General features: G+C 65.9%; 18 protein-coding genes. 10 read left to right on the top strand and 8 right to left on the bottom strand.

The window, feature by feature from the left end; genetic code table 11:
• Positions 1-3 precede the first annotated feature (3 nt).
• From ACPRTJ_RS04300 to ACPRTJ_RS04290, 3 genes are all read right to left on the bottom strand, one after another.
• The gene (locus tag ACPRTJ_RS04300) at positions 4-792 is read right to left on the bottom strand and encodes an OmpA family protein (protein ID WP_043863220.1); all 789 of its coding nucleotides are present in this window, start codon (positions 790-792) and stop codon (positions 4-6) included.
• Positions 793-844: 52 nt separating this feature from the next.
• Positions 845-1258 carry a DUF4398 domain-containing protein gene (locus tag ACPRTJ_RS04295; protein WP_043863221.1) on the bottom strand — a complete coding sequence of 138 codons (414 nt, stop codon included), beginning with the start codon at positions 1256-1258 and terminating at the stop codon, positions 845-847.
• Positions 1259-1631: 373 nt separating this feature from the next.
• A complete protein-coding gene (locus ACPRTJ_RS04290) occupies positions 1632-1976 on the bottom strand; it encodes a hypothetical protein (protein ID WP_043863222.1) in 345 nt (114 codons plus the stop codon).
• Positions 1977-2120: 144 nt separating this feature from the next.
• Here ACPRTJ_RS04290 and ppc point away from each other — a divergent pair, with 144 nt between their 5' ends.
• The 7 genes from ppc to ACPRTJ_RS04255 all read left to right on the top strand — a co-directional run bounded on the left by ppc (position 2121) and on the right by ACPRTJ_RS04255 (position 9277).
• Entirely contained in the window at positions 2121-4748 is a 2628-nt protein-coding gene (gene ppc / locus ACPRTJ_RS04285) for a phosphoenolpyruvate carboxylase (RefSeq protein WP_043863223.1), read from the top strand.
• Between the two features lie 267 nt (positions 4749-5015).
• Complete coding sequence (adk, locus tag ACPRTJ_RS04280; RefSeq protein ID WP_043863224.1) at positions 5016-5666, top strand: adenylate kinase; 651 nt, start codon at positions 5016-5018, stop codon at positions 5664-5666.
• A gap of 88 nt (positions 5667-5754) precedes the next feature.
• On the top strand, positions 5755-6429 hold the full coding sequence (gene tsaB / locus ACPRTJ_RS04275) for a tRNA (adenosine(37)-N6)-threonylcarbamoyltransferase complex dimerization subunit type 1 TsaB (RefSeq protein ID WP_043863225.1): 675 nt from the start codon (positions 5755-5757) through the stop codon (positions 6427-6429).
• A 127-nt stretch (positions 6430-6556) separates the two neighbouring features.
• Positions 6557-6850: a hypothetical protein gene (locus ACPRTJ_RS04270; protein ID WP_043863226.1), complete on the top strand. Its 294-nt coding sequence runs from the start codon at positions 6557-6559 to the stop codon at positions 6848-6850.
• Between the two features lie 3 nt (positions 6851-6853).
• Positions 6854-7717: a DUF72 domain-containing protein gene (locus ACPRTJ_RS04265; protein WP_278929465.1), complete on the top strand. Its 864-nt coding sequence runs from the start codon at positions 6854-6856 to the stop codon at positions 7715-7717.
• 33 nt (positions 7718-7750) lie between these two features.
• Positions 7751-8581, top strand: a complete 831-nt coding sequence (locus tag ACPRTJ_RS04260; protein WP_123752959.1) for an isocitrate lyase/PEP mutase family protein — start codon at positions 7751-7753, stop codon at positions 8579-8581.
• Positions 8582-8587: 6 nt separating this feature from the next.
• Positions 8588-9277 carry an extensin family protein gene (locus ACPRTJ_RS04255; RefSeq protein WP_104571834.1) on the top strand — a complete coding sequence of 230 codons (690 nt, stop codon included), beginning with the start codon at positions 8588-8590 and terminating at the stop codon, positions 9275-9277.
• Here the strand turns inward: ACPRTJ_RS04255 and ACPRTJ_RS04250 are convergent.
• Positions 9274-9894 (bottom strand): hypothetical protein, encoded by a 621-nt coding sequence (locus tag ACPRTJ_RS04250; RefSeq protein WP_043863230.1) that lies wholly within the window; start codon positions 9892-9894, stop codon positions 9274-9276. The two genes, ACPRTJ_RS04255 and ACPRTJ_RS04250, sit on opposite strands and share 4 nt — an antisense overlap.
• 99 nt (positions 9895-9993) lie before the next feature.
• Here ACPRTJ_RS04250 and ACPRTJ_RS04245 point away from each other — a divergent pair, with 99 nt between their 5' ends.
• A complete protein-coding gene (locus ACPRTJ_RS04245; protein ID WP_043863231.1) occupies positions 9994-10773 on the top strand; it encodes a class I SAM-dependent methyltransferase in 780 nt (259 codons plus the stop codon).
• On the opposite strand, the gene ACPRTJ_RS04240 is transcribed toward ACPRTJ_RS04245, so the two are convergent.
• On the bottom strand, positions 10774-11409 hold the full coding sequence (locus ACPRTJ_RS04240) for a TetR/AcrR family transcriptional regulator (protein WP_043863232.1): 636 nt from the start codon (positions 11407-11409) through the stop codon (positions 10774-10776).
• A 280-nt stretch (positions 11410-11689) separates the two neighbouring features.
• Between ACPRTJ_RS04240 and ACPRTJ_RS04235 the strand changes: the two genes are divergently transcribed.
• Entirely contained in the window at positions 11690-12790 is a 1101-nt protein-coding gene (locus tag ACPRTJ_RS04235) for an efflux RND transporter periplasmic adaptor subunit (protein WP_213607018.1), read from the top strand.
• Positions 12791-12796: 6 nt separating this feature from the next.
• Positions 12797-15862, top strand: coding sequence for an efflux RND transporter permease subunit (locus ACPRTJ_RS04230; protein ID WP_043863234.1), 3066 nt, complete (start codon positions 12797-12799; stop codon positions 15860-15862).
• 78 nt (positions 15863-15940) lie between these two features.
• On the opposite strand, the gene ACPRTJ_RS04225 is transcribed toward ACPRTJ_RS04230, so the two are convergent.
• From ACPRTJ_RS04225 to plsB, 3 genes are read right to left on the bottom strand one after another with little or no spacing between them, the layout of a single operon-like run.
• Positions 15941-16630 carry a DUF4197 domain-containing protein gene (locus ACPRTJ_RS04225; protein ID WP_043863235.1) on the bottom strand — a complete coding sequence of 230 codons (690 nt, stop codon included), beginning with the start codon at positions 16628-16630 and terminating at the stop codon, positions 15941-15943.
• A gap of 32 nt (positions 16631-16662) precedes the next feature.
• On the bottom strand, positions 16663-17061 hold the full coding sequence (locus ACPRTJ_RS04220) for a YbaY family lipoprotein (protein ID WP_043863236.1): 399 nt from the start codon (positions 17059-17061) through the stop codon (positions 16663-16665).
• A gap of 13 nt (positions 17062-17074) precedes the next feature.
• Positions 17075-19570: a glycerol-3-phosphate 1-O-acyltransferase PlsB gene (gene plsB, locus ACPRTJ_RS04215; protein WP_043863237.1), complete on the bottom strand. Its 2496-nt coding sequence runs from the start codon at positions 19568-19570 to the stop codon at positions 17075-17077.
• Positions 19571-19593: the final 23 nt, after the last annotated feature.

Below are 19593 nucleotides of genomic sequence, written 5' to 3'. Positions count from 1 at the left end.
CTGTCAGTAGGCTTTGCTTACCGAGCGTGGCGCTACCGGCTGGTTGTCGTTGGAGATGGTGACCTCCACGCGACGGTTCTGCGCACGGCCCGAGTTGCTGGAGTTGTCAGCCACCGGGAATTCCTTGCCGTAGCCCTGGGCCACGATGCGCGATGGGTCTACGCCGGCACGTACCAGTGCGGTGCGAACCGCGTTGGCGCGACGCTCGGACAGCGACTGGTTGTAGCTGGCAGAGCCCTTGCTGTCGGTGTAGCCCTCGACGATCACCTTGCGGTCAGGGTTTTCCTGAAGGAACTGCGCCAGGGTGGTGATGTTCGGCAGGGCGCTGCTTTTCAGGTTGGCTTTGTCGAAGTCGAACAGCACGTCGCCGAAGGTCACCAGGGTGCCGCGTTCGGTCTGCTTGGCGTTGAGGCTGTTCTGCAACTGCTTGATTTGCGCATCACGGGCATCCAGGCGAGCCTGGGCGCGTTTGGCGGCAGCGCTTTTCAGGTTGTTTTCGGCGTCACGCAGGGCGATGGTCTGCTTGGCCACTTCCACGCGCTGGTTGGTCAGGTAGGCGAGCTGGTCGACTTTCTTCTCGTCTTCCTTGTTCATGTAGGCCTGGTCGGCCTTGTTCAGCCAGTCTTGCGCGTCCTTGGTTTCCAGCGCCGCGACCTTGCTCGCCTGCGGGTTGCTCTGCAGGGCGGAGAAGTTGGTGCGGGCGGATTCCAGGTTCGGGTTAGGCGGCGTGGAGCAGGCAGCCAGACCAACGCTCAAGGCCAGAAGGGCGGGGATCATCACGTGTTTACGCATAGTGGGTCATCCTTTATCGATTACGAATGCATGGGTCGGTGAGGCGAGCGGCTTACTGCACGCTGCGCATGCCTTCCTCACGCAGGTCCTGCACGCCCTGGTTGGCGTCCTGCACCGCTTTTTCGGCCTTGGCCGCCTGGGCTTTGCGCTCGGCGACGCGAGCGTCCCATTCCGCCTGTTCGGCCAGGCGCTTGGCCTCGTCGTACTTCTTGTCATGCATGGCGATTTCAGCTTGTTTGAGCTTGTCCTGAGCCGCCTTCATTTCCACCGCCGCGAACTCGGTACCGCCCGCGCTGACGGCGGAGTTCACCGCTGACTGCGTTACGGCGTACTGCTCGGTTGGCGGATTGCCTGCGCAGCCGGCCAGAACCAGGCTGCTGCCCAATGCCAGCGCAGCCAGCTTGAGCCCGCGCAGTTGGGTGAAGGAGGTTTTTTCGGTGCGGGTCTTCATGGTGGTCAACTCCATTGGATCACTCCTGATGAACAACGAATTCCGTAACAATCCATCGGCATGGCCCGTCAGCCTGGGGAACACGATATGCCCGTAGCTTAGGGGTTTTGCCGTAATGGCTATTGGCTGTGACCGAAGCGTTTTTTGAATAGTTCAGAAAAAAGTCTCGCCTTATCGTGTTTTTATCTGACTGATCGGTCAGTAGGTTTTCGGGGGAACTTTGCAGCGCGTGCGTAGTACGCGTGCCTGTATGGGTATAGACGGGGTTTGTGGTTCGGGCCATCAAAGGGCCTTGAATGCGGGGTTCTCGAGGCGGCTGCACGGCCCGTCGCAGAGGCCTGCGGGCTGTGGCGCTCCACAGCGCAGCCCGCAGCCGGCCAGCGGATCACTAGTGCGCCGGCCCGTCCTTGCGCTCACTCATGTCGCGCAGGTAACGGCGTGACAACGCCAGAAACCGAGGGGTGGGGCCGACGTCTTCGTAGAGCGGATTGTCTTCCTCGTCGGTGGCGATCACCTGCTGGCCCTTCACATACGGAAAGCTCGCCTCAAGCTCCTCCAGCGCCGCGCCGAGCAATTCGCCCAGCAACTCTTCGGGCCGGCGCTTGGGGTACATTTCGCTCAGCGCCGCCAGGCGCGCCGCCGCTTCGACGTCCAGGTGCAGGACGTGGCCGGTGGCGCTCAACGGGCCCTTGGCGCTGTGTTCCCAATGCTCGGCTAAATCACGGATCTTCATGGTGGCCTCCCACAGGTGGATGTGTTCGTTAGAGCATCGCCACCGCACATAGTTTGGTTGCATCGCCCACCCGGCTTGAAAGCCCAACCTCGACGGGGCACTCTGGACCCAGAGCTGTTTTCCCAGGATGCGGAGGCAAGGCTGATGACCGATATCGATGTGCGCTTGCGAGAAGATGTTCACCTGTTGGGCGAGTTGTTGGGCGACACCGTGCGCGAGCAGTACGGCGAAGCCTTTCTGCAAAAGATCGAAGACATACGTCGCAGCGCCAAGGCCGACCGCAGCGGCAGTGCCGAGCAGCTGAGTTCGACCCTGAACGATCTTGCCGAAGACGAACTGCTGCCGGTGGCGCGGGCCTTCAACCAGTTCCTCAACCTGGCCAACATCGCCGAGCAGTACCAGCTGATTCGCCGTCGTGATGCCGACCAGCCCGCGCCGTTCGAGTCGCGCGTGCTGCCCGAGCTGCTGGCCCGGCTCAAGGCCGCCGGGCACAGCGACGACGCCCTGGCTCGCCAGCTGGGCAAGCTCAGTATCGAACTGGTGCTGACCGCCCACCCGACCGAAGTCGCGCGCCGTACGCTGATCCAGAAGTACGACGCCATCGCCGCGCAACTGGCCGCCCAGGACCACCGCGACCTGACCCCCGCCGAACGCGACCAGGTGCGCCAGCGTCTGCAACGGCTGATCGCCGAGGCCTGGCACACCGAAGAGATCCGCCGTACCCGGCCGACACCGGTGGACGAAGCCAAATGGGGCTTCGCGGTGATCGAGCACTCGCTCTGGCACGCCATACCGCATCACCTGCGCAAGGCCGACAAGGCGCTGCACGAGGCCACCGGCCTGCGCCTGCCGCTGGAGGCTGCGCCGATCCGCTTCGCCTCGTGGATGGGCGGCGACCGTGACGGCAACCCCAATGTCACCGCCAAGGTCACCCGCGAAGTATTGCTGCTGGCGCGCTGGATGGCCGCCGACCTGTTTTTGCGCGACATCGATTCGTTGGCCGCCGAACTTTCGATGCAGCAGGCCAGCGAGGCGTTGCGTGCCAAGGTCGGTGATTCGGCCGAGCCTTACCGCACCCTGCTCAAGCAACTGCGTGATCGCCTGCGGGTGACGCGGGCCTGGGCCCAGAGCTCGCTGGCCAGCCCGCAGCCGGCCCCCGCCGAGGTGCTGCACGACAACCGCGACCTGTTCGAGCCGCTGCTGCTGTGCTTCGAATCGCTGCACGCGTGCGGCATGGGCGTGATCGCCGATGGCCCGCTGCTCGACTGCCTGCGCAGGGCCGTTACCTTCGGGCTGTTTCTGGTGCGCCTGGACGTGCGCCAGGACGCCGCCCGGCACGCCGACGCACTCAGCGAGATCACCGAGTACCTGGGCCTGGGGCGCTACGCCGACTGGGATGAAGACGCGCGTATCCGTTTCCTGCAGCAGGAGCTGAGCAACCGCCGGCCGCTGCTGCCTGGCGACTTCAAGCCCCAGGCCGATACCGCCGAGGTGCTCGCCACCTGCCGCGAGGTGGCCGCCGCACCTGCCGCTTCGCTGGGCTCCTACGTGATCTCGATGGCCGGCGCCGCTTCCGACGTGCTGGCCGTGCAACTGCTGCTCAAGGAAGCCGGCGTGCGCCGGCCGATGCGCGTGGTGCCGCTGTTCGAAACCCTGGCCGACCTGGACAACGCCGGCCCGGTGATGGAACGCCTGCTCGGCCTGCCGGGCTATCGCGCCAGCTTGCACGGGCCGCAGGAGGTGATGATCGGCTATTCCGATTCGGCCAAGGATGCCGGCACCACCGCGGCGGCCTGGGCGCAGTATCGTGCCCAGGAAACCCTGGTGCGCATCTGCCGTGAAGAACAGGTCGAACTGCTGCTGTTCCACGGTCGCGGCGGCACCGTGGGGCGTGGTGGCGGCCCGGCGCATGCGGCGATCCTGTCGCAGCCGCCGGGCTCGGTGGCGGGGCGCTTCCGTACCACCGAGCAGGGCGAGATGATCCGCTTCAAGTTCGGCCTGCCGGACATCGCCGAGCAGAACCTCAACCTGTACCTGGCTGCGGTGCTGGAGGCGACCCTGCTGCCGCCACCGCCGCCGCAACCGGCCTGGCGCGAACTGATGGACCAGCTGGCTGCCGATGGCGTGAAGGCCTACCGTGGCGTGGTGCGCGACAACCCCGAGTTCGTCGAGTACTTCCGTCAGTCCACCCCGGAACAGGAACTCGGCCGCCTGCCACTGGGCAGTCGCCCGGCCAAGCGGCGCGCGGGCGGCATCGAGAGCCTGCGGGCGATCCCGTGGATCTTCGGCTGGACCCAGACGCGCCTGATGCTGCCCGCCTGGCTGGGCTGGGAGGCGGCGCTGAACAACGCGCTGGCCCGTGGCCAGGGCGAACTGCTGGCCGAGATGCGCGAACAGTGGCCGTTCTTCCGCACCCGCATCGACATGCTCGAGATGGTGCTGGCCAAGGCCGACGCCGACATCGCGCGCTTCTACGACGAACGTCTGGTGCAACCGCAACTGCGACCTTTGGGTGCCCATCTGCGCGACCTATTGTCGCAGGCGTGCCAGGTGGTGCTGGGTCTCACGGGGCAGCCGGTGCTACTGGCGCACAGCCCTGACACCCTCGAATTCATCCGCCTGCGCAACACCTATCTGGACCCACTGCATCTATTGCAGGCCGAGCTGCTGGCACGCTCGCGCGCACGCGAAGCCGCTCTGGACAGCCCCTTGGAACAGGCGCTGCTGGTGACTGTGGCGGGTATTGCGGCAGGTCTGCGCAACACCGGTTGAGGGCGGGGCAGGGGTGGCGCGCCAGTGCCCGGCGCGCGCCCCGAGCACCCGGGCGAAGCGGTTTCGCCCCCGGTTGCGCCGGGCGCAACCCGGGCACGAACGGGCCTCACGCAGTATTTTTTTCCGACTTTCGACCGCTTGTGTGGTCCGGGTGCGCTGTGTATCTTGAGCAGCCTTTTGACCGATTTGCGGTCATCACCCGATTCTTGGGATTGGCCCTGAGTGGCGAATCCATTGATTTGCTTATAAAAAATTGAGGAGCACAAGATGCGCGTAATTCTGCTGGGAGCTCCCGGGGCCGGTAAAGGTACTCAGGCAAAGTTCATCACCGAGAAGTTCGGTATTCCCCAGATTTCCACCGGCGACATGCTGCGTGCCGCGGTCAAGGCCGGCACCCCGCTGGGTCTGGAAGCCAAGGCGATCATGGACGCCGGCAAGCTGGTGTCCGACGAGCTGATCATCAACCTGGTCAAGGACCGCATCGCTCAGGCCGACTGCGCCAAGGGTTTCCTGTTCGACGGTTTCCCGCGCACCATTCCCCAGGCTGAAGCCCTGGTGAGCGCCGGCGTCGAGCTGGATGCCGTGGTCGAGATCGCCGTTGCCGACGAAGAGATCGTCCAGCGTATCGCCGGCCGCCGCGTGCACGAAGGTTCGGGTCGCGTGTACCACGTGGTCTACAACCCGCCGAAGGTTGAAGGCAAGGACGACGAGACCGGCGAGCCGCTGATCCAGCGCAAGGACGACACCGAAGAAACCGTGCGTCATCGCCTGTCGGTCTACCACGAGCAGACCAAGCCGCTGGTGGACTTCTACCAGAAGCTGTCGGCTGCCAACGGTGGCAAGCCCAAGTACAGCCACATCGAAGGCGTGGGCTCGGTCGATGCCATCACCGCCAAGGTGCTGGCCGCTCTGAGCTGATCACCGCTCGGATGTGCACACAACGGCCCGCTTGCGGGCCGTTGTTGTTTATAATGCCGTTCTTTTTTCTTGCCCCCTGGAACCCCCGATGACCACCTTGCTGGCCCTGGATACCGCCACTGAAGCCTGCTCCGTTGCCTTGCTGCATGACGGCAAGGTGCTCAGCCACTATGAGGTGATCCCGCGCCTGCATGCGCAGAAGCTGCTGCCGATGATCCAGACGATGCTGGCCGAAGCGGGCATCGCCCTGTCGGCCGTCGATGCGATTGCCTTCGGCCGCGGCCCCGGCGCCTTTACCGGGGTGAGGATCGCCATCGGCGTGGTGCAGGGCCTGGCGTTCGCCCTCGAGCGTCCGGTGCTGCCGGTGTCCAACCTGGCGCTACTGGCCCAGCGCGCGTTGCGCGAGCACGGCGCCGAGCAGGTGGCGGCGGCGATCGATGCGCGCATGGACGAGGTGTACTGGGGCTGCTACCAGCAGCAGGCCGGCGAAATGCGCCTGCTGGGCAGCGAGGCGGTGCTGGCCCCCGAACAGGTCAGCCTGCCGCCGGGCGCGGCCGGCGACTGGTTCGGTGCCGGTACCGGCTGGGGCTACGCCGAGCGCCTGCCGGTTGCCGTCAGTGGCCAGGACGCCGGCATGCTGCCCCACGCCCTCGACCTGCTGACCCTGGCGCGGTTCGCCTGGGACCGGGGCGAAGGTATTGCGCCCGATCTCGCCCAACCGGTGTACCTGCGCGACAAGGTGGCCACGCCCAAGGCGCGGTAAACCGCTGGTCGTCTATCGCCGTTGCGCATAAACCTTTTGCTCGATATGTGGTCCAGTTATCAGTCGGGCATTTGCGAAGTCTCTCAGGTGCCGCTAAATTGCCATCATTGCTCCTGAGTAATCGTTCATGCGTGTCGACGGCTTCTCTTCCCAGTCCTATCCGATCAAGCGCCCGCTGCGCAAGCCGCCGGTGCGCGAAGAGGACGTGGACGAAGACCTGCCGGGCGAGTTCGAGGCGCAGCCGTCGCCATCAGGTGCTGCAGGCGGCGCCAGCCGCAGCGGCCTGCCGGTGCGCCAGCAGGACATGATCTTCCCGCGGGCGCGCAACAAGCGCACCGCCCAGGCCCTGGCCAGCTACCTGACCACTGCCGGCTTCGTGGACTGGGAGATGGAAGTGCTGGGGTTGGACCTGTACATTTGAGGCATGACGCCTTTACCTTACTTTCTCGGTTGCCCGTCCTGGAGTGAAAACGCCTGGCGCGAGTACCTGTACCCCGCCGAGGCCAGATCCAGCGACTTTCTCGGCCTCTACTGCCAGGTGTTCAATGCGGTGGAGGGCAACACCACCTTCTATGCGCGCCCCGCGCCCGCCACCCTGGAACGCTGGGCGCAGATCATGCCCGCGCACTTTCGCTTCACCGCCAAGTTCCCCGGCGACATCAGTCACGCAGACGACCTGCGTCAGCAATGCGTGGCCGCGCACACCTTCATCAACCTGCTCAAGCCGCTGGGCGCCCGTGTGGCGCCCTACTGGTTGCAGCTGCCTGCCAGCTTCGGTCCGGCACGCCTGGGCGAGCTGGTGGCATTTATCGACGAGGTGGACGTGCCGCTGGCGGTGGAGGTGCGCAACAAGGCCTTCTTCGCCAAGGGTGAGGAGGAACGTCTGCTCAATCGGCTGTTGCTCGATCGCGGCGTCGAACGCATCTGCCTGGACCCGCGTGCCCTGTTCAGTTGCACCTCGCGCGATCCGGGCGTGCTGCATGCCCAGTCCAAGAAACCGCGGGTGCCGCCACGCCCTGCCGCCTTCAGCCAGAGCCCGCAGGTGCGCTTCATCGGCCACCCGGAACTGGCGGCCAACGAGCCGTTTCTGCTGCCGTGGCTGGACAAGGTCGCGGCCTGGATCGAGGAGGGGCGCACCCCGTACGTTTTCCTGCATACTGCCGACAACCGCCTGGCAGCCGCGCTGGCGCAGCGTTTTCATCAGGGCCTGATGGAGCGCCTGCCCGGCTTGCCGGCCTTGCCTGAACTGCACAGGGCGCCCGCAGCCGAGCAGCTTGGCCTGCTCTGACCGCCCCGTACCGCCTGCTCTGGAGTCGTGATCATGGATGTGCAAACCCTGCGTGCCGAAGCCTTCAAGGCGCTGCATGAACGTGATGGCGCCTTTGTCATCCCCAACCCCTGGGATGCAGGCTCGGCCAAGCTGCTGGCCAGCCTCGGCTTCGAGGCGCTGGCCACCACCAGCGCCGGCCTGGCGTTCTCGCTGGGGCGCCCCGATGCCGAAGGCGCCATGAGCCTGGAGGAAACCCTGGGCAACGCGCGCAGCATCGTCGATGCCACCGCTCTGCCGGTGGCTGCAGACCTCGAGAACGGCTTCAGCGATACGCCCAAGGGCTGCGCCGAGGCCATCCTGCAGGCCGCCGCTGTGGGGCTTGTAGGCGGCTCCATCGAGGATGCCAGCGGCAACCCGCAAGAGCCGATCTATGGCTTTCATCAGGCAGTGGAGCGCGTCGAGGCAGCCGTTGCGGCGGCGCGCAGCCTGGAGTTCCCGTTCACCCTGTGTGCCCGCGCCGAAAACCTGCTGCACGGGCGCCTGGACCTGGACGACACCATCAAGCGCCTGCAGGCCTTTGCCGAGGCCGGTGCCGATGTGCTGTACGCGCCGGGCTTGCGCAGCGCCGAGGAGATTCGCCAGGTGGTGCAGGCCGTGGCGCCCAGGCCGGTCAACGTGCTGATGGGGCTGAGCGGGGTGGGCCTGAGCGTAAGCGACCTGCAGGCGCTCGGGGTCAAGCGCATCAGCGTCGGCTCGTCGCTGGCGCGTGCGGCCTACGGCGCGTTCTTCCACGCCGCCGAACGGATCCAGCAGCAGGGCCGCTTCGACTATGCCGAACAGGCGCTGCCGTTCGACCAGCTCAACCAGTTGTTCAGGCGCTGATCGTCCATGCGGGGAGTGGGCATTTTCCTGGTGATAGCGATGGCTGCGGGGTTGGTGGCCTGGCAACAGGGCTGGCGCCTGCCGGCTGCCTGGAACCCGTGGGCGGTGCTGGACGTCAAGGCGCCCCCGAACCTGCTGACCCCCTACAAGCTGAGCCGCCTGCAGGATGACCCCAGGCTTTGCGAACAGGCCCTGGCCACCTCGACGCTGCGCTACAGCAAGCAGGCCGACAGCGCGCCAGATGTGGCCTGCCCGCTGCACAACGTGGTGCGGGTGCAGGGCTCGGGCGTGCGCCTGAGCAGCAGTTTTCTGGCCAGTTGCCCAGTCGCGGTGGCCTTCGCGCTGTTCGAGCGCCACGGCCTGCAACCGGCCGCGCAGCGTGCATTCGGCCAGGCGGTGGTGCAGGTCGATCACCTGGGCAGTTTTGCCTGTCGCAATATGTACGGGCGCAAGGAAGGGCGGCGCAGCCAGCATGCCAGCGCCAATGCGCTCGACATCGCCGGGTTCAGGCTGGCCGATGGGCAGCGCATCGAGGTGCTGCGCGACTGGCCGGGTGAGGGGGTGAAGGCGAAGTTTCTACGCGAGGTGCAGGCTGGCGGCTGCGACAGTTTCAACACGGTGCTGGGGCCTGACTACAACGCTGCCCACCGCAACCACTTCCACCTGGATATGGGCTTCTGGCAGATCTGCCGTTAGGCGGCGATGCGCACGTTGTTCAGTACCACCGGACGGGCCCAGCTGAGGTCGAACTCCAGCTCCGACTGCTGCTTGAGCAGCGTGGCCTGGTCGAACGGCTCCGGCGCCGGGTCGAGCAGGCTGGCTTCCAGCTCCGCGATCGGCAGGTGCAGCGGGTAGGGTTGCGGCGCCGGGCCTGGCTGCGGCAGCGGATGACCCTGGCTCATCACCACCGGGCGCACCCAGTTGTTGCTGATGTCCAGCTGGCGCTGCTGCTCCACCAGTTCCAGCGCGCTGAATGGCGGCGCAGGCTTGTCCAGCAGGTCCAGTTCGAATTCGGCAATCGGCAGGAACAGCGGCTCGGGCGGGGCGACGATGGTGTCGTGCACGTCGCACAGGCGCTGGCTGTGGATCTGCGCCAGGGTCTGGCTGCCGGCAATCGGTTCGCCGGTGACGGTGTCGACCTCGGGGACCGCCAACTGACCTTCCTGCGCACCTTCACCCTGCTGCTCTGCCAACGCCTGGGCAAAGAAGTCCTGCCACAGGTGGCTGACGCCGCCGAGGGTCTGGGTGTTGTGCCGGGCAAAGTCGCCGACGGGCGACAAATAACCGGAAGGGAGCTGAAGAATGTCTGACATGGCAGTCGAAGGCTGTCCGGGTCTGGCAAAATAGCGATTACTGCGGTTATCGGCACAGGCCGGCAATCATTTAATTTTTTTGTGTGGGGAAGGTGAGCGGTGGAGCAACTGGCGGACGGCGGTATCCGGGTCGAGGCGTTGGCTGCCGAGTATCAGGCACAGGCCGAGCACTGGGCGGTGCGCCTGGGCTTGCCGCTGCAGGATGCGTCGGCGGCCTTTGCCGTGCAGGTGGGCGAGACCGGCCTGCAGATCCAGCAGTTGGGCCCGCAGGCACCGGGCCCGGTGCGGGTGGATTTCGTCGAGGGCGCGGCGGCCCATCGTCGGGTGTTCGGCGGGGGCAGCGGGCAGATGATCGCCAAGGCGGTCGGCATCGCTCAGGGCGTGCGCCCACGGGTGCTGGATGCCACGGCAGGGCTGGGCAAGGACGCCTTCGTGCTGGCCAGCCTGGGCTGCCAGATGCAACTGATCGAGCGCCAGCCGCTGGTGGCGGCGCTGCTCGAGGATGGCCTGGCGCGTGCGGCAGCGGATGCTGAGGTGGGCCCCATCGTGGCCCGCATGCAGCTGCTGGCAGGCAACTCCATCGAGCGCATGCGCGACTGGCAGGGCGAACCGCCGCAGGTGATCTACCTCGATCCGATGTTCCCGCACCGCGACAAGAGCGCCCTGGTGAAAAAGGAGATGCGCGTATTCCGCCCGCTGGTGGGCGATGACCTGGATGCACCGGCACTGCTGGAGGCCGCCCTGGCCCTGGCCAGCCACCGGGTGGTGGTCAAGCGCCCGCGCAAGGCGCCGATCATCGACGGGCCCAAGCCCAGCCATAGCCTGGAAGGCAAGTCGAGCCGCTACGACATCTACCCCAAGAAAGCCCTCAAGCCCTGACTAGGGGCGGTAGGCCCGCAAAAACACCGCCACCACGTCCTGCACATGTGCCTCGGCAGCCTCGGCGTCCAGCGCCGGGGAGTAGCCGAGCAGCAGGCGATAGTTCGGCGCCCCCTTGAGCAGACAGAAGAAGTGCTCGGCCGCCCTGGCCGGCTGCTCGATACGCAGCAGACCATGCTGGTCGACGCGCTGCAGCAGTGCTTCCATCTCGCGCAGCACGCGCAACGGGCCGGCTTCGAAGAAGATCTGGCTGAGCTTGGGGTCCTGGGTGCCCAGGGCCATGATCAGGCGGCTGAGCTTGACCGATTGATCGCTGTTGATCAGCGCCTGGAAGCCGCGCCCGATGTTCAGCAGGACCTGCTCCACCGACGTGCCTTCGGTCAGTTCGAAGAACAGTTCGGGCAACTGGGCCGTGCAGGTGGCCACGATAGCCGAGGAGAACAGTGTCTCCTTGTCGTTGAAGTGGCTGTAGACCGTCAGTTTCGAAACCCCTGCCGCATTCGCGACCGCATCCATGCTGGTGTTGGCGTAACCGTGGGTGAGAAACAGGGCTTTGGCCGCCTCGAGGATGGCCTGGCGCTTGGCGAGGTCCTTGGGCCGGCCGGGGCCGTTGGGGGCGCTGGTTTCGTTTGGCATGAATGACACGTACAGGTTCGTTAAGGGGTACAGGGTACACCGTGGTCGCCGCCTGGGGGCTGCAATCTGCGCTTTGAACGCCTATCAGCGCCAGTGATGGCGGGTGGAAGTGGCTTTTTCGGCTCCACGGAGGGCCCAAGCGGCAGGTCCAGGTGTCAGTTCGGTGCGTGCGACGACCCTGAAATTTCTGTCCGACAATCGCTTCCCGGCGCCGTTGCGCTGATTTACTATACCCGCCGGTATAAATATTAGATGCGCTACTCACGGAAGGTTCTCGATCATGTTGCGCCATGCCTTGCCCCTTGCATTCCCGCTTACCCTTGCCTTGCTGCTGAGCGGCTGCGGGCAGGAGAGTCCCCCGCCAAGCACCCTGCGCCCGGCCATGGTGGTGCAGCCGCAGCTGTCCACGGCGGCGGTTGACAGCTACCCCGGCGAAGTGCGCGCCCGGCTCGAGCCGGAGTTGGCGTTTCGTATTCCCGGCAAGGTCAGCAAGCGCCTGGTGGAGGAGGGCCAGCGGGTCAAGGCCGACCAGCCATTGGCCGAGCTCGACCCGCAGGACGTGCGCCTGCAGCTGGAGGCCAGCCGCGCGCAGATGGCAGCGGCCCAGGCCAACCTGAGCCTGGTCAAGGCCGAGCGCGACCGCTACCAGACCCTGCTGGAACGCCAGATGGTCAGCCGCTCGCAGTTCGACAACGCCGAAAACCTGTACCGCGCAGGCCTGGCGCGAGCCAACCAGGTGCGCGCCGAATTCGATGTGGCCGGCAACCAGGCCGGCTATTCGGTGCTGCGCGCGCCACAGGACGGGGTGGTAGCCAAGCGTCAGGTCGAGGTGGGCCAGGTGGTGGCTGCCGGGCAGACCGTGTTCACCCTGGCCGCCGATGGCGAGCGCGAGGTGCTGATCAGCCTGCCGGAGCAGAACTTCGGGCGCTTCAAGGTCGGCCAGCCGGTGTCGGTGGAGCTGTGGTCGCAACCGGATACGCGCTTCGAGGGTCGCATCCGCGAGCTGTCGCCGGCCGCCGACCCGCGGTCACGTACCTTCGCTGCGCGCATCGCGTTCGCGGCCGGCAAGGTGCCCGCAGAACTGGGGCAGAGCGCACGGGTGTTCATCCAGCACGCCGAGCAGGTGCCGTTGGCGGTGCCGCTGTCGGCCCTGAGCGCCGAGAACGGCCAGACCTACGTGTGGCGGGTGGAGCCTGACAATACGCTCACGCGCACCGTGGTGCGGGTTGGCGCCTACGGCCAGGCCAGCGTGCCGGTGCTCGAAGGCCTCAAGCCCACCGATTGGGTGGTGGCGGCTGGCGGCCATGTGCTGCACGAGGGGCAGCAGATACGACCGGTGGACCGGTCCAATCGCGTGGTGAATCTGGCGGCCAAGGAGTAAGTCCCGATGGGTTTCAACCTTTCCGCCTGGGCGCTGCGCAATCGCCAGATCGTGCTGTTCCTGATGGTGCTGCTGGCCCTGGTCGGCACGCTTTCGTATACCAAGCTGGGCCAGAGCGAAGACCCGCCGTTCACCTTCAAGGCCATGGTGATCAAGACCAACTGGCCGGGGGCGAGCGCCGAGGAAGTCTCGCGCCAGGTCACCGAACGCATCGAGAAGAAGCTGATGGAGACAGGCGAGTACGAGAAGATCGTCTCGTTCTCGCGCCCTGGTGAGTCCCAGGTCACTTTCATGGCCCGCGACTCGATGCATTCCAAGGATGTTCCCGAGCTGTGGTACCAGATCCGCAAGAAGGTCGCGGACATTCGCCACACCTTGCCGCCGGGTATCCAGGGGCCGTTCTTCAACGACGAGTTCGGCACCACCTTCGGCAATATCTATGCACTGACCGGTGAAGGCTTCGACTACGCGGTGCTCAAGGACTACGCCGACCGCGTGCAGATCCAGCTGCAACGGGTAAAGGATGTGGGCAAGGTCGAGCTGCTCGGCCTGCAGGACGAGAAGATCTGGATCGAGCTGTCGAACCTCAAGCTGGCGACCCTGGGCCTGCCGCTTGAAGCCGTGCAGCAGGCGCTGGAGGAACAGAATGCGGTGACCACCGCAGGCTTTTTCGAAACCCCCAGCGAGCGCCTGCAACTGCGCGTGAGCGGGCGTTTCGAGACGGTGGAGCAGATCGAGCAGTTCCCGATTCGGGTGGGCGAGCGCACCTTCCGTATCAGCGATGTGGCCGATGTGCGCCGCGGTTTCAACGATCCGCCCGCGCCACGCATGCGCTTCATGGGCGAAGACGCCATCGGCCTGGCGGTATCGATGAAGGCCGGTGGTGACATCCTGGTGCTGGGCAAGGCCCTTGAGGTCGAGTTTGCCCGTATATCGGCCAATCTGCCGGCCGGCATGCAGCTGCGCAAGGTGTCCGACCAGCCGGCCGCCGTGAAAACCGGCGTAGGCGAGTTCGTGCAGGTGCTGGTGGAAGCACTGGCCATCGTGCTGCTGGTGAGCTTCTTCTCGCTGGGCATGCGCACCGGCCTGGTGGTGGCGCTGGCGATTCCGCTGGTGCTGGCGATGACGTTTGCCGCGATGTATTACCTCGGGATCGGCCTGCACAAGATTTCCCTGGGGGCACTGGTGCTGGCGCTGGGGCTGTTGGTGGATGACGCGATCATTGCGGTGGAGATGATGGCGATCAAGATGGAGCAGGGCTTCGATCGCTTCAAGGCCGCCAGCTACGCCTGGACCAGCACCGCCTTCCCGATGCTCACCGGCACCCTGATCACCGCGGCGGGCTTTCTGCCGATTGCCACGGCGCAGTCGGGCACGGGCGAGTACACCCGCTCGATCTTCCAGGTGGTGACCATTGCCCTCATTGCCTCGTGGATCGCTGCCGTGGTGTTCGTGCCGTACCTGGGCGAGCGGCTGCTGCCAGACCTGGCCAAGCTGCACGCGGCCAAGCACGGCACCACCGATGGCGCCACCGACCCCTATGGCACGCCGTTCTACCAGCGTGTACGGCGGCTGGTGGGCTGGTGCGTGGCGCACCGCAAGACGGTGATCGTGGCGACCCTGGGCCTGTTCGTGCTCAGCGTGCTGTCGTTTCGTTTCGTGCCCCAGCAGTTCTTCCCGGCCTCCGGACGGCTGGAGCTGATGGTCGACCTGAAGCTGGCCGAGGGCGCCTCGCTGAGCAACACCGCCGAGCAGGTCACGCGCCTGGAGGCCCTGCTCAAGGAGCGCGCCGGCATCGACAACTATGTGGCCTACGTGGGCACCGGCTCGCCGCGCTTCTACCTGCCCCTGGACCAGCAGTTGCCGGCAACCAGCTTCGCCCAGTTCGTGGTGCTGGCCAAGACCATCGAGGAGCGCGAGGCGCTGCGCAGCTGGCTGATCGAGACCCTGAACGAGCAGTTCCCGGACCTGCGTTCGCGGGTCACGCGCCTGGAAAACGGCCCGCCTGTGGGCTACCCGGTGCAGTTCCGGGTCACCGGCGAGCACATCGAGGAGGTGCGTGCACTGGCGCGCAAGGTGGCGGCCCGGGTGCGCGAGAACCCGCATGTGGTGAACGTGCACCTGGACTGGGAAGAGCCGAGCAAGGTGATCTACCTGAGTATCGACCAGGACCGTGCCCGGGCCCTGGGGATCAGCACCGCGCACCTGGCCAAGTTCCTGCAAAGCTCGCTGACCGGTTCGTCGGTCAGCCAGTTCCGCGAAGACAACGAGCTGATCGAGATCCTGCTGCGCGGCACGCGCCAGGAACGCACCGAGCTGACCAACCTGTCGAGCCTGGCGGTGCCCACCGAGAATGGGCGCAGCGTTGCGCTGTCGCAGGTGGCGACGCTGGAGTACGGCTTCGAGGAAGGCATCATCTGGCACCGTAATCGCCTGCCGACGGTGACGGTACGTGCCGACATCTATGGCAAGGAGCAGCCGGCGACCCTGGTCAAGCAGATACTGCCGACCCTGGAGCCGGTGCGTGCCGAGCTGCCGGATGGCTACCTGCTGGAAGTGGGCGGTACGGTGGAGGATTCGACCCGCGGGCAGAACTCGGTGAATGCCGGGGTGCCATTGTTCATCGTGGTGGTGTTGAGCTTGCTGATGGTGCAGTTGCGCAGCTTCTCGCGCACGGTGATGGTGTTCCTCACCGCGCCATTGGGGCTGATCGGGGTGGTGCTGTTCCTGATGGTGTTCCGCCAGCCGTTCGGCTTCGTGGCGATGCTGGGCACCATTGCGCTGTCGGGGATGATCATGCGCAACTCGGTGATTCTGGTGGACCAGATCGAGCAGGACATCGCGGCCGGGCTGGACCGTTGGCAGGCGATCATCGAGGCCACGGTGCGGCGCTTCCGGCCGATCGTGCTGACCGCGCTGGCGGCGGTGCTGGCTATGATTCCGTTGTCGCGCAGCGTGTTCTTCGGGCCGATGGCGGTGGCGATCATGGGCGGGCTGATCGTGGCCACGGCGTTGACGCTGCTGTTCCTGCCGGCGCTGTATGCGGCGTGGTTCAAGGTGCGCAAGCCCTGAGAAGGCGTTCGCCGGCAAGGCCGGCTCCTACGGGGGCACTGCGCATCCTGTAGGAGCCGGCCTTGCCGGCGAAGGGCCCTAGAGGGCGCCGAAGACCTTCTTGGCCAGGCTGGTAGCCGCGGCCGCCGGGTTCTGGCGGATCGTCGCTTCCTGCTTGCCGATCATCTCGAACAGGCCATCCAGCGCTTGTTCGGTCACATAACCCTCGACGTTGGCGTTCTTGCTGTCCAGCAGGCCCAGCGACGAGGCCTGCCCGGCAAAGCTGTTGTACTGCTTGGCCAGGCCGACCTGGTCGGTGGCCTGCTTGACGATGGGCAGGAACTTGGCACGGATCTGCTCGCGGCTGGTCTTGTTCAGGTACTGGGTGGCCGAATCGTTGCCACCGCTGAGAATACCCTTGGCGTCGGCCACGCTCATCTTCTTGACCGCATCCACCAGCAACGCCTGGGCCTGCGGTACTGCCGCCTCGGCCGCCTTGTTCATGCTGGCCTCGAGCTGGTCGACCTCGGCGCCCATGCCGAATTTCTTCATGGCCTTGGCAGCCTTGCCCAGGTTGCCCGGCAGCTCGATGCGCACGTCCGGGTTGTTGCTGAAGCCGCCTGGGGTGCCCAGTTGCTTGACGGCAATCTGCGCACCCTGGGTCAGGGCATCCTTGAGGCCGCCGGTGGCGTCCTTCTGCGACAGGTCGCCGAGCGACAGGGCCAGCGCACTGGCCGACAACAGCAGGCCGGCACACAGGCCGGTAAAGGTAAGAGCAGGGCGGAACATGGCAGCATCCTTATCCAAAGGCAAAAAGGGGATCAGCGAACGGCGTCGACCTTGATTCGTACAGGCTGGGCGTCGCTACCGTCCAGCTGCACGCCGTGGTGTTCGGTGTTGATGAACAGCAGCTTGCCGTCCAGCTCGATGCGCGCGCTCACGGCATAGCGGTGGCCCGGCTTGACCTGTGCCGGGTCGTAGCTCAGGTGAAACGGCAGGGGCACCTGGCCTTTTACCGGGCCGCTCTGGTTGGCCAGGGTGACGGCTGGCGCATCGGCCAGCGACACGTCCTGCAGGCTGACGCTCAGGGTGGCTGCCGGTGGCAGGGCGATGCGCTGCAGGTAGAACACCTCGCCGTCCAGGCTGGCCTTGGAGGGTGACGGGGTGCTGCTGCAGGCGGCCAGCAGGCTGCCCAGCACAGCCAGGGTCAATTTCTTCATCGTGTACTCCTGTTCAGACTTGTTGCTCGGTGTGTTCGGTGGTTTCGTCGCTGCGTTGCAAGGCCACCTGGCGGATCGACAGGCGCACCTCGGCCGACAGCACGCGCTTGGCGGCGCCTTCGGCCAGCTCGCTGAGTTTTTCATGGTAGCCGAGCTTGCCCGCCGCATCCGGGCGCAGCACGCCCTGTTCGATCTGGGTCTGGATGAAGTGGCGGAACAGGCTCTTGTCGAAGAATTCCGGGGCGTTCAGGCCATGCAGGATCGACAGGCGCTGGGCCATGACCACGCACAGGTCTTCCAGCTCTTCGGCGCTGAGGGTGTGCTGGCCGCTGTTGAGCAGCAGCGCGGTGGCCATGTAGAAACGCTGCAGGGTCTGGGTGATGGCCCGCGCCAGCAGGGTCAGCAGCACGAACTGGCGCGAACTCGGGGCCGGGCGCAGGTACACGCCGTTCTCGAAACGCAGCAGGCCCTGTTCGACGAATGCCTCCAGCCACTGGTCGATCACCCCGTCGAGCTCCTGGGCATCCCAGCGGATGAACAACTCCGACTGCAGATACGGGTACAGCGCGTGGGTGTAGCGGCCGATCAGTTCGCGGCTGATGCGCGAGCTGCTCTGGAAGAAGCTTGCCAGCAGCGCCGGCAGGGCGAAGATGTGCAGTACGTTGTTGCGGTAGTAGGTCATCAGTACCGCGTTGTTTTCATCCAGGTACAGGATGCGCCCCAGCGCGTCCTGCTGCTCGGCCAGCAGGTCCATGCCGCGCACGTGGCCGATCAGCGCCAGGCCGTCGCCTTCGGGCAGGGTGGTATGGGCCGAGTAGGGCACCTGGCGCAGCAGCGCCAGGTACAGGTCCAGTACCCGCGCCAGGGCGCGTTCGTCCAGGGCCAGGCGGCTGGTGGACAGCAGCGCCAGGGCCACCAGGTTGACCGGGTTGATCGCGGCGGCCTCGTTCAGGTGCTGCGCGACCTTCTCGCCCAGGCGCGAGGTGGTTTCGTTGAGCCAGGCCGGGCGGAACTGCGGGCTGTGGTCCTGTTCGCGCCAGCCCGGTTGCTGCTGGTCGAGGAAGCTGGCCAGGCGGATCGGCTCGCCGAAGTTCACGGCCACCTGGCCAAAGCGCTGCTTGAGCGCGCCGATGACCTTGAAGATGTCGAAGATCGATTCCTTCTTCTTGCTCGCCCCGCGCAGCTCGCCCAGGTAGGTGCGGCCTTCGAGCACGCGCTCGTAGCCGATGTACACCGGCACGAACACGATCGGGGTGCGCGAGGAGCGCAGAAAACTGCGCAGGGTGATCGCCAGCATGCCGGTCTTGGGCTGCAGCATGCGCCCGGTGCGCGAGCGCCCGCCCTCGACGAAGTACTCCACCGGGAAGCCCTTGGTGAACAGGGTGTGCAGGTACTCGTTGAACACCGCGGTGTACAGCGGGTTGCCCTTGAAGGTGCGGCGCATGAAGAACGCACCTCCGCGGCGCAGCAGGCTGCCGATCACCGGCATGTTGAGGTTGATGCCGGCGGCGATGTGCGGCGGCGTCAGGCCGTTGCGAAACAGCAGGTACGACAGCAGCAGGTAGTCGATGTGGCTGCGATGGCAGGGCACGTAGATCACCTCGTGCCCCGGCGCGATGCCTTGCACCTGTTCGATATGGTTGACCTTGATGCCGTCGTAGATCTTGTTCCAGAACCAGCTCAGCACCACTTCGAGGAAGCGGATGGCGGTGTAGGTGTAGTCCGAGGCGATCTCGTTGCCATAGCGCAGGGCCTGGGCCTCGGCCTTGGCCAGCGGGATGTTCTCGCGCTGGGCCTCGTCGCTGATGGCCTGGCGTACCAGCGGGTCGTGGATCAGGCCCTTGACCAGGTTGCGCCGGTGCGAGATGTCGGGGCCGATGACGGCGGTCTTGAGGTTGCGAAAATGCACCCGCAGCAGGCGCTGGGCCATGCGCACGGTGCGCTCGTGGCCCTTGTTGTGCTCGACCAGCTCACGCAGATGGATCGGCGCGGAAAACTGCACGCGGGTCTTGCGCCCCAGGATCAGCACGGTAAGCAACCGGCGCAGGCGCCCGGTGACGGCCCAGCTGTCGGCGAACAGCAGCTTCCACGGGCTCGATTCGCTGGCCGGCGACTGGCCCCAGAACACGCTGACCGGAATGATCTGCGCGTCCTGTTCGGCGTGCTGGCTGACCAGGTTGACCAGGCGCGTCAGCGTCGGCGGTGCGCCGCGCTTGTCGTGGCGGCCCAGCCAGTCGGGTTCGGGGGTCAGGTAGAAGAACGCCGCCGGCTCCATCATCGGGCCTACCGCCACGGGCAGCACCGGGCGCGGAAGCCCGGCTTTGGTGCATTCGCGGTCGAGCACGGCCAGATCGGTGAGCGCGGGTGATTGCAGCACGTAGAACACCGGACGGCTGCGGTCCAGGTTCAGCGAGAAGGATGACTGGTTGATGGTTTCGGAGCGCACCCACAGGTACAGCAGTCGGCGCAGGGCGCCGAAGATCAGGCGGCGCAAGGGGGAACGGGTCATTCGGTAGGTGCCCTGGGTAATGG

Source organism: Pseudomonas palmensis, from assembly GCF_049942755.1.
GTDB classification, from domain to species: Bacteria; Pseudomonadota; Gammaproteobacteria; order Pseudomonadales; family Pseudomonadaceae; genus Aquipseudomonas; species Aquipseudomonas palmensis.
This window is presented reverse-complemented; position numbering and strand designations above follow the sequence as displayed.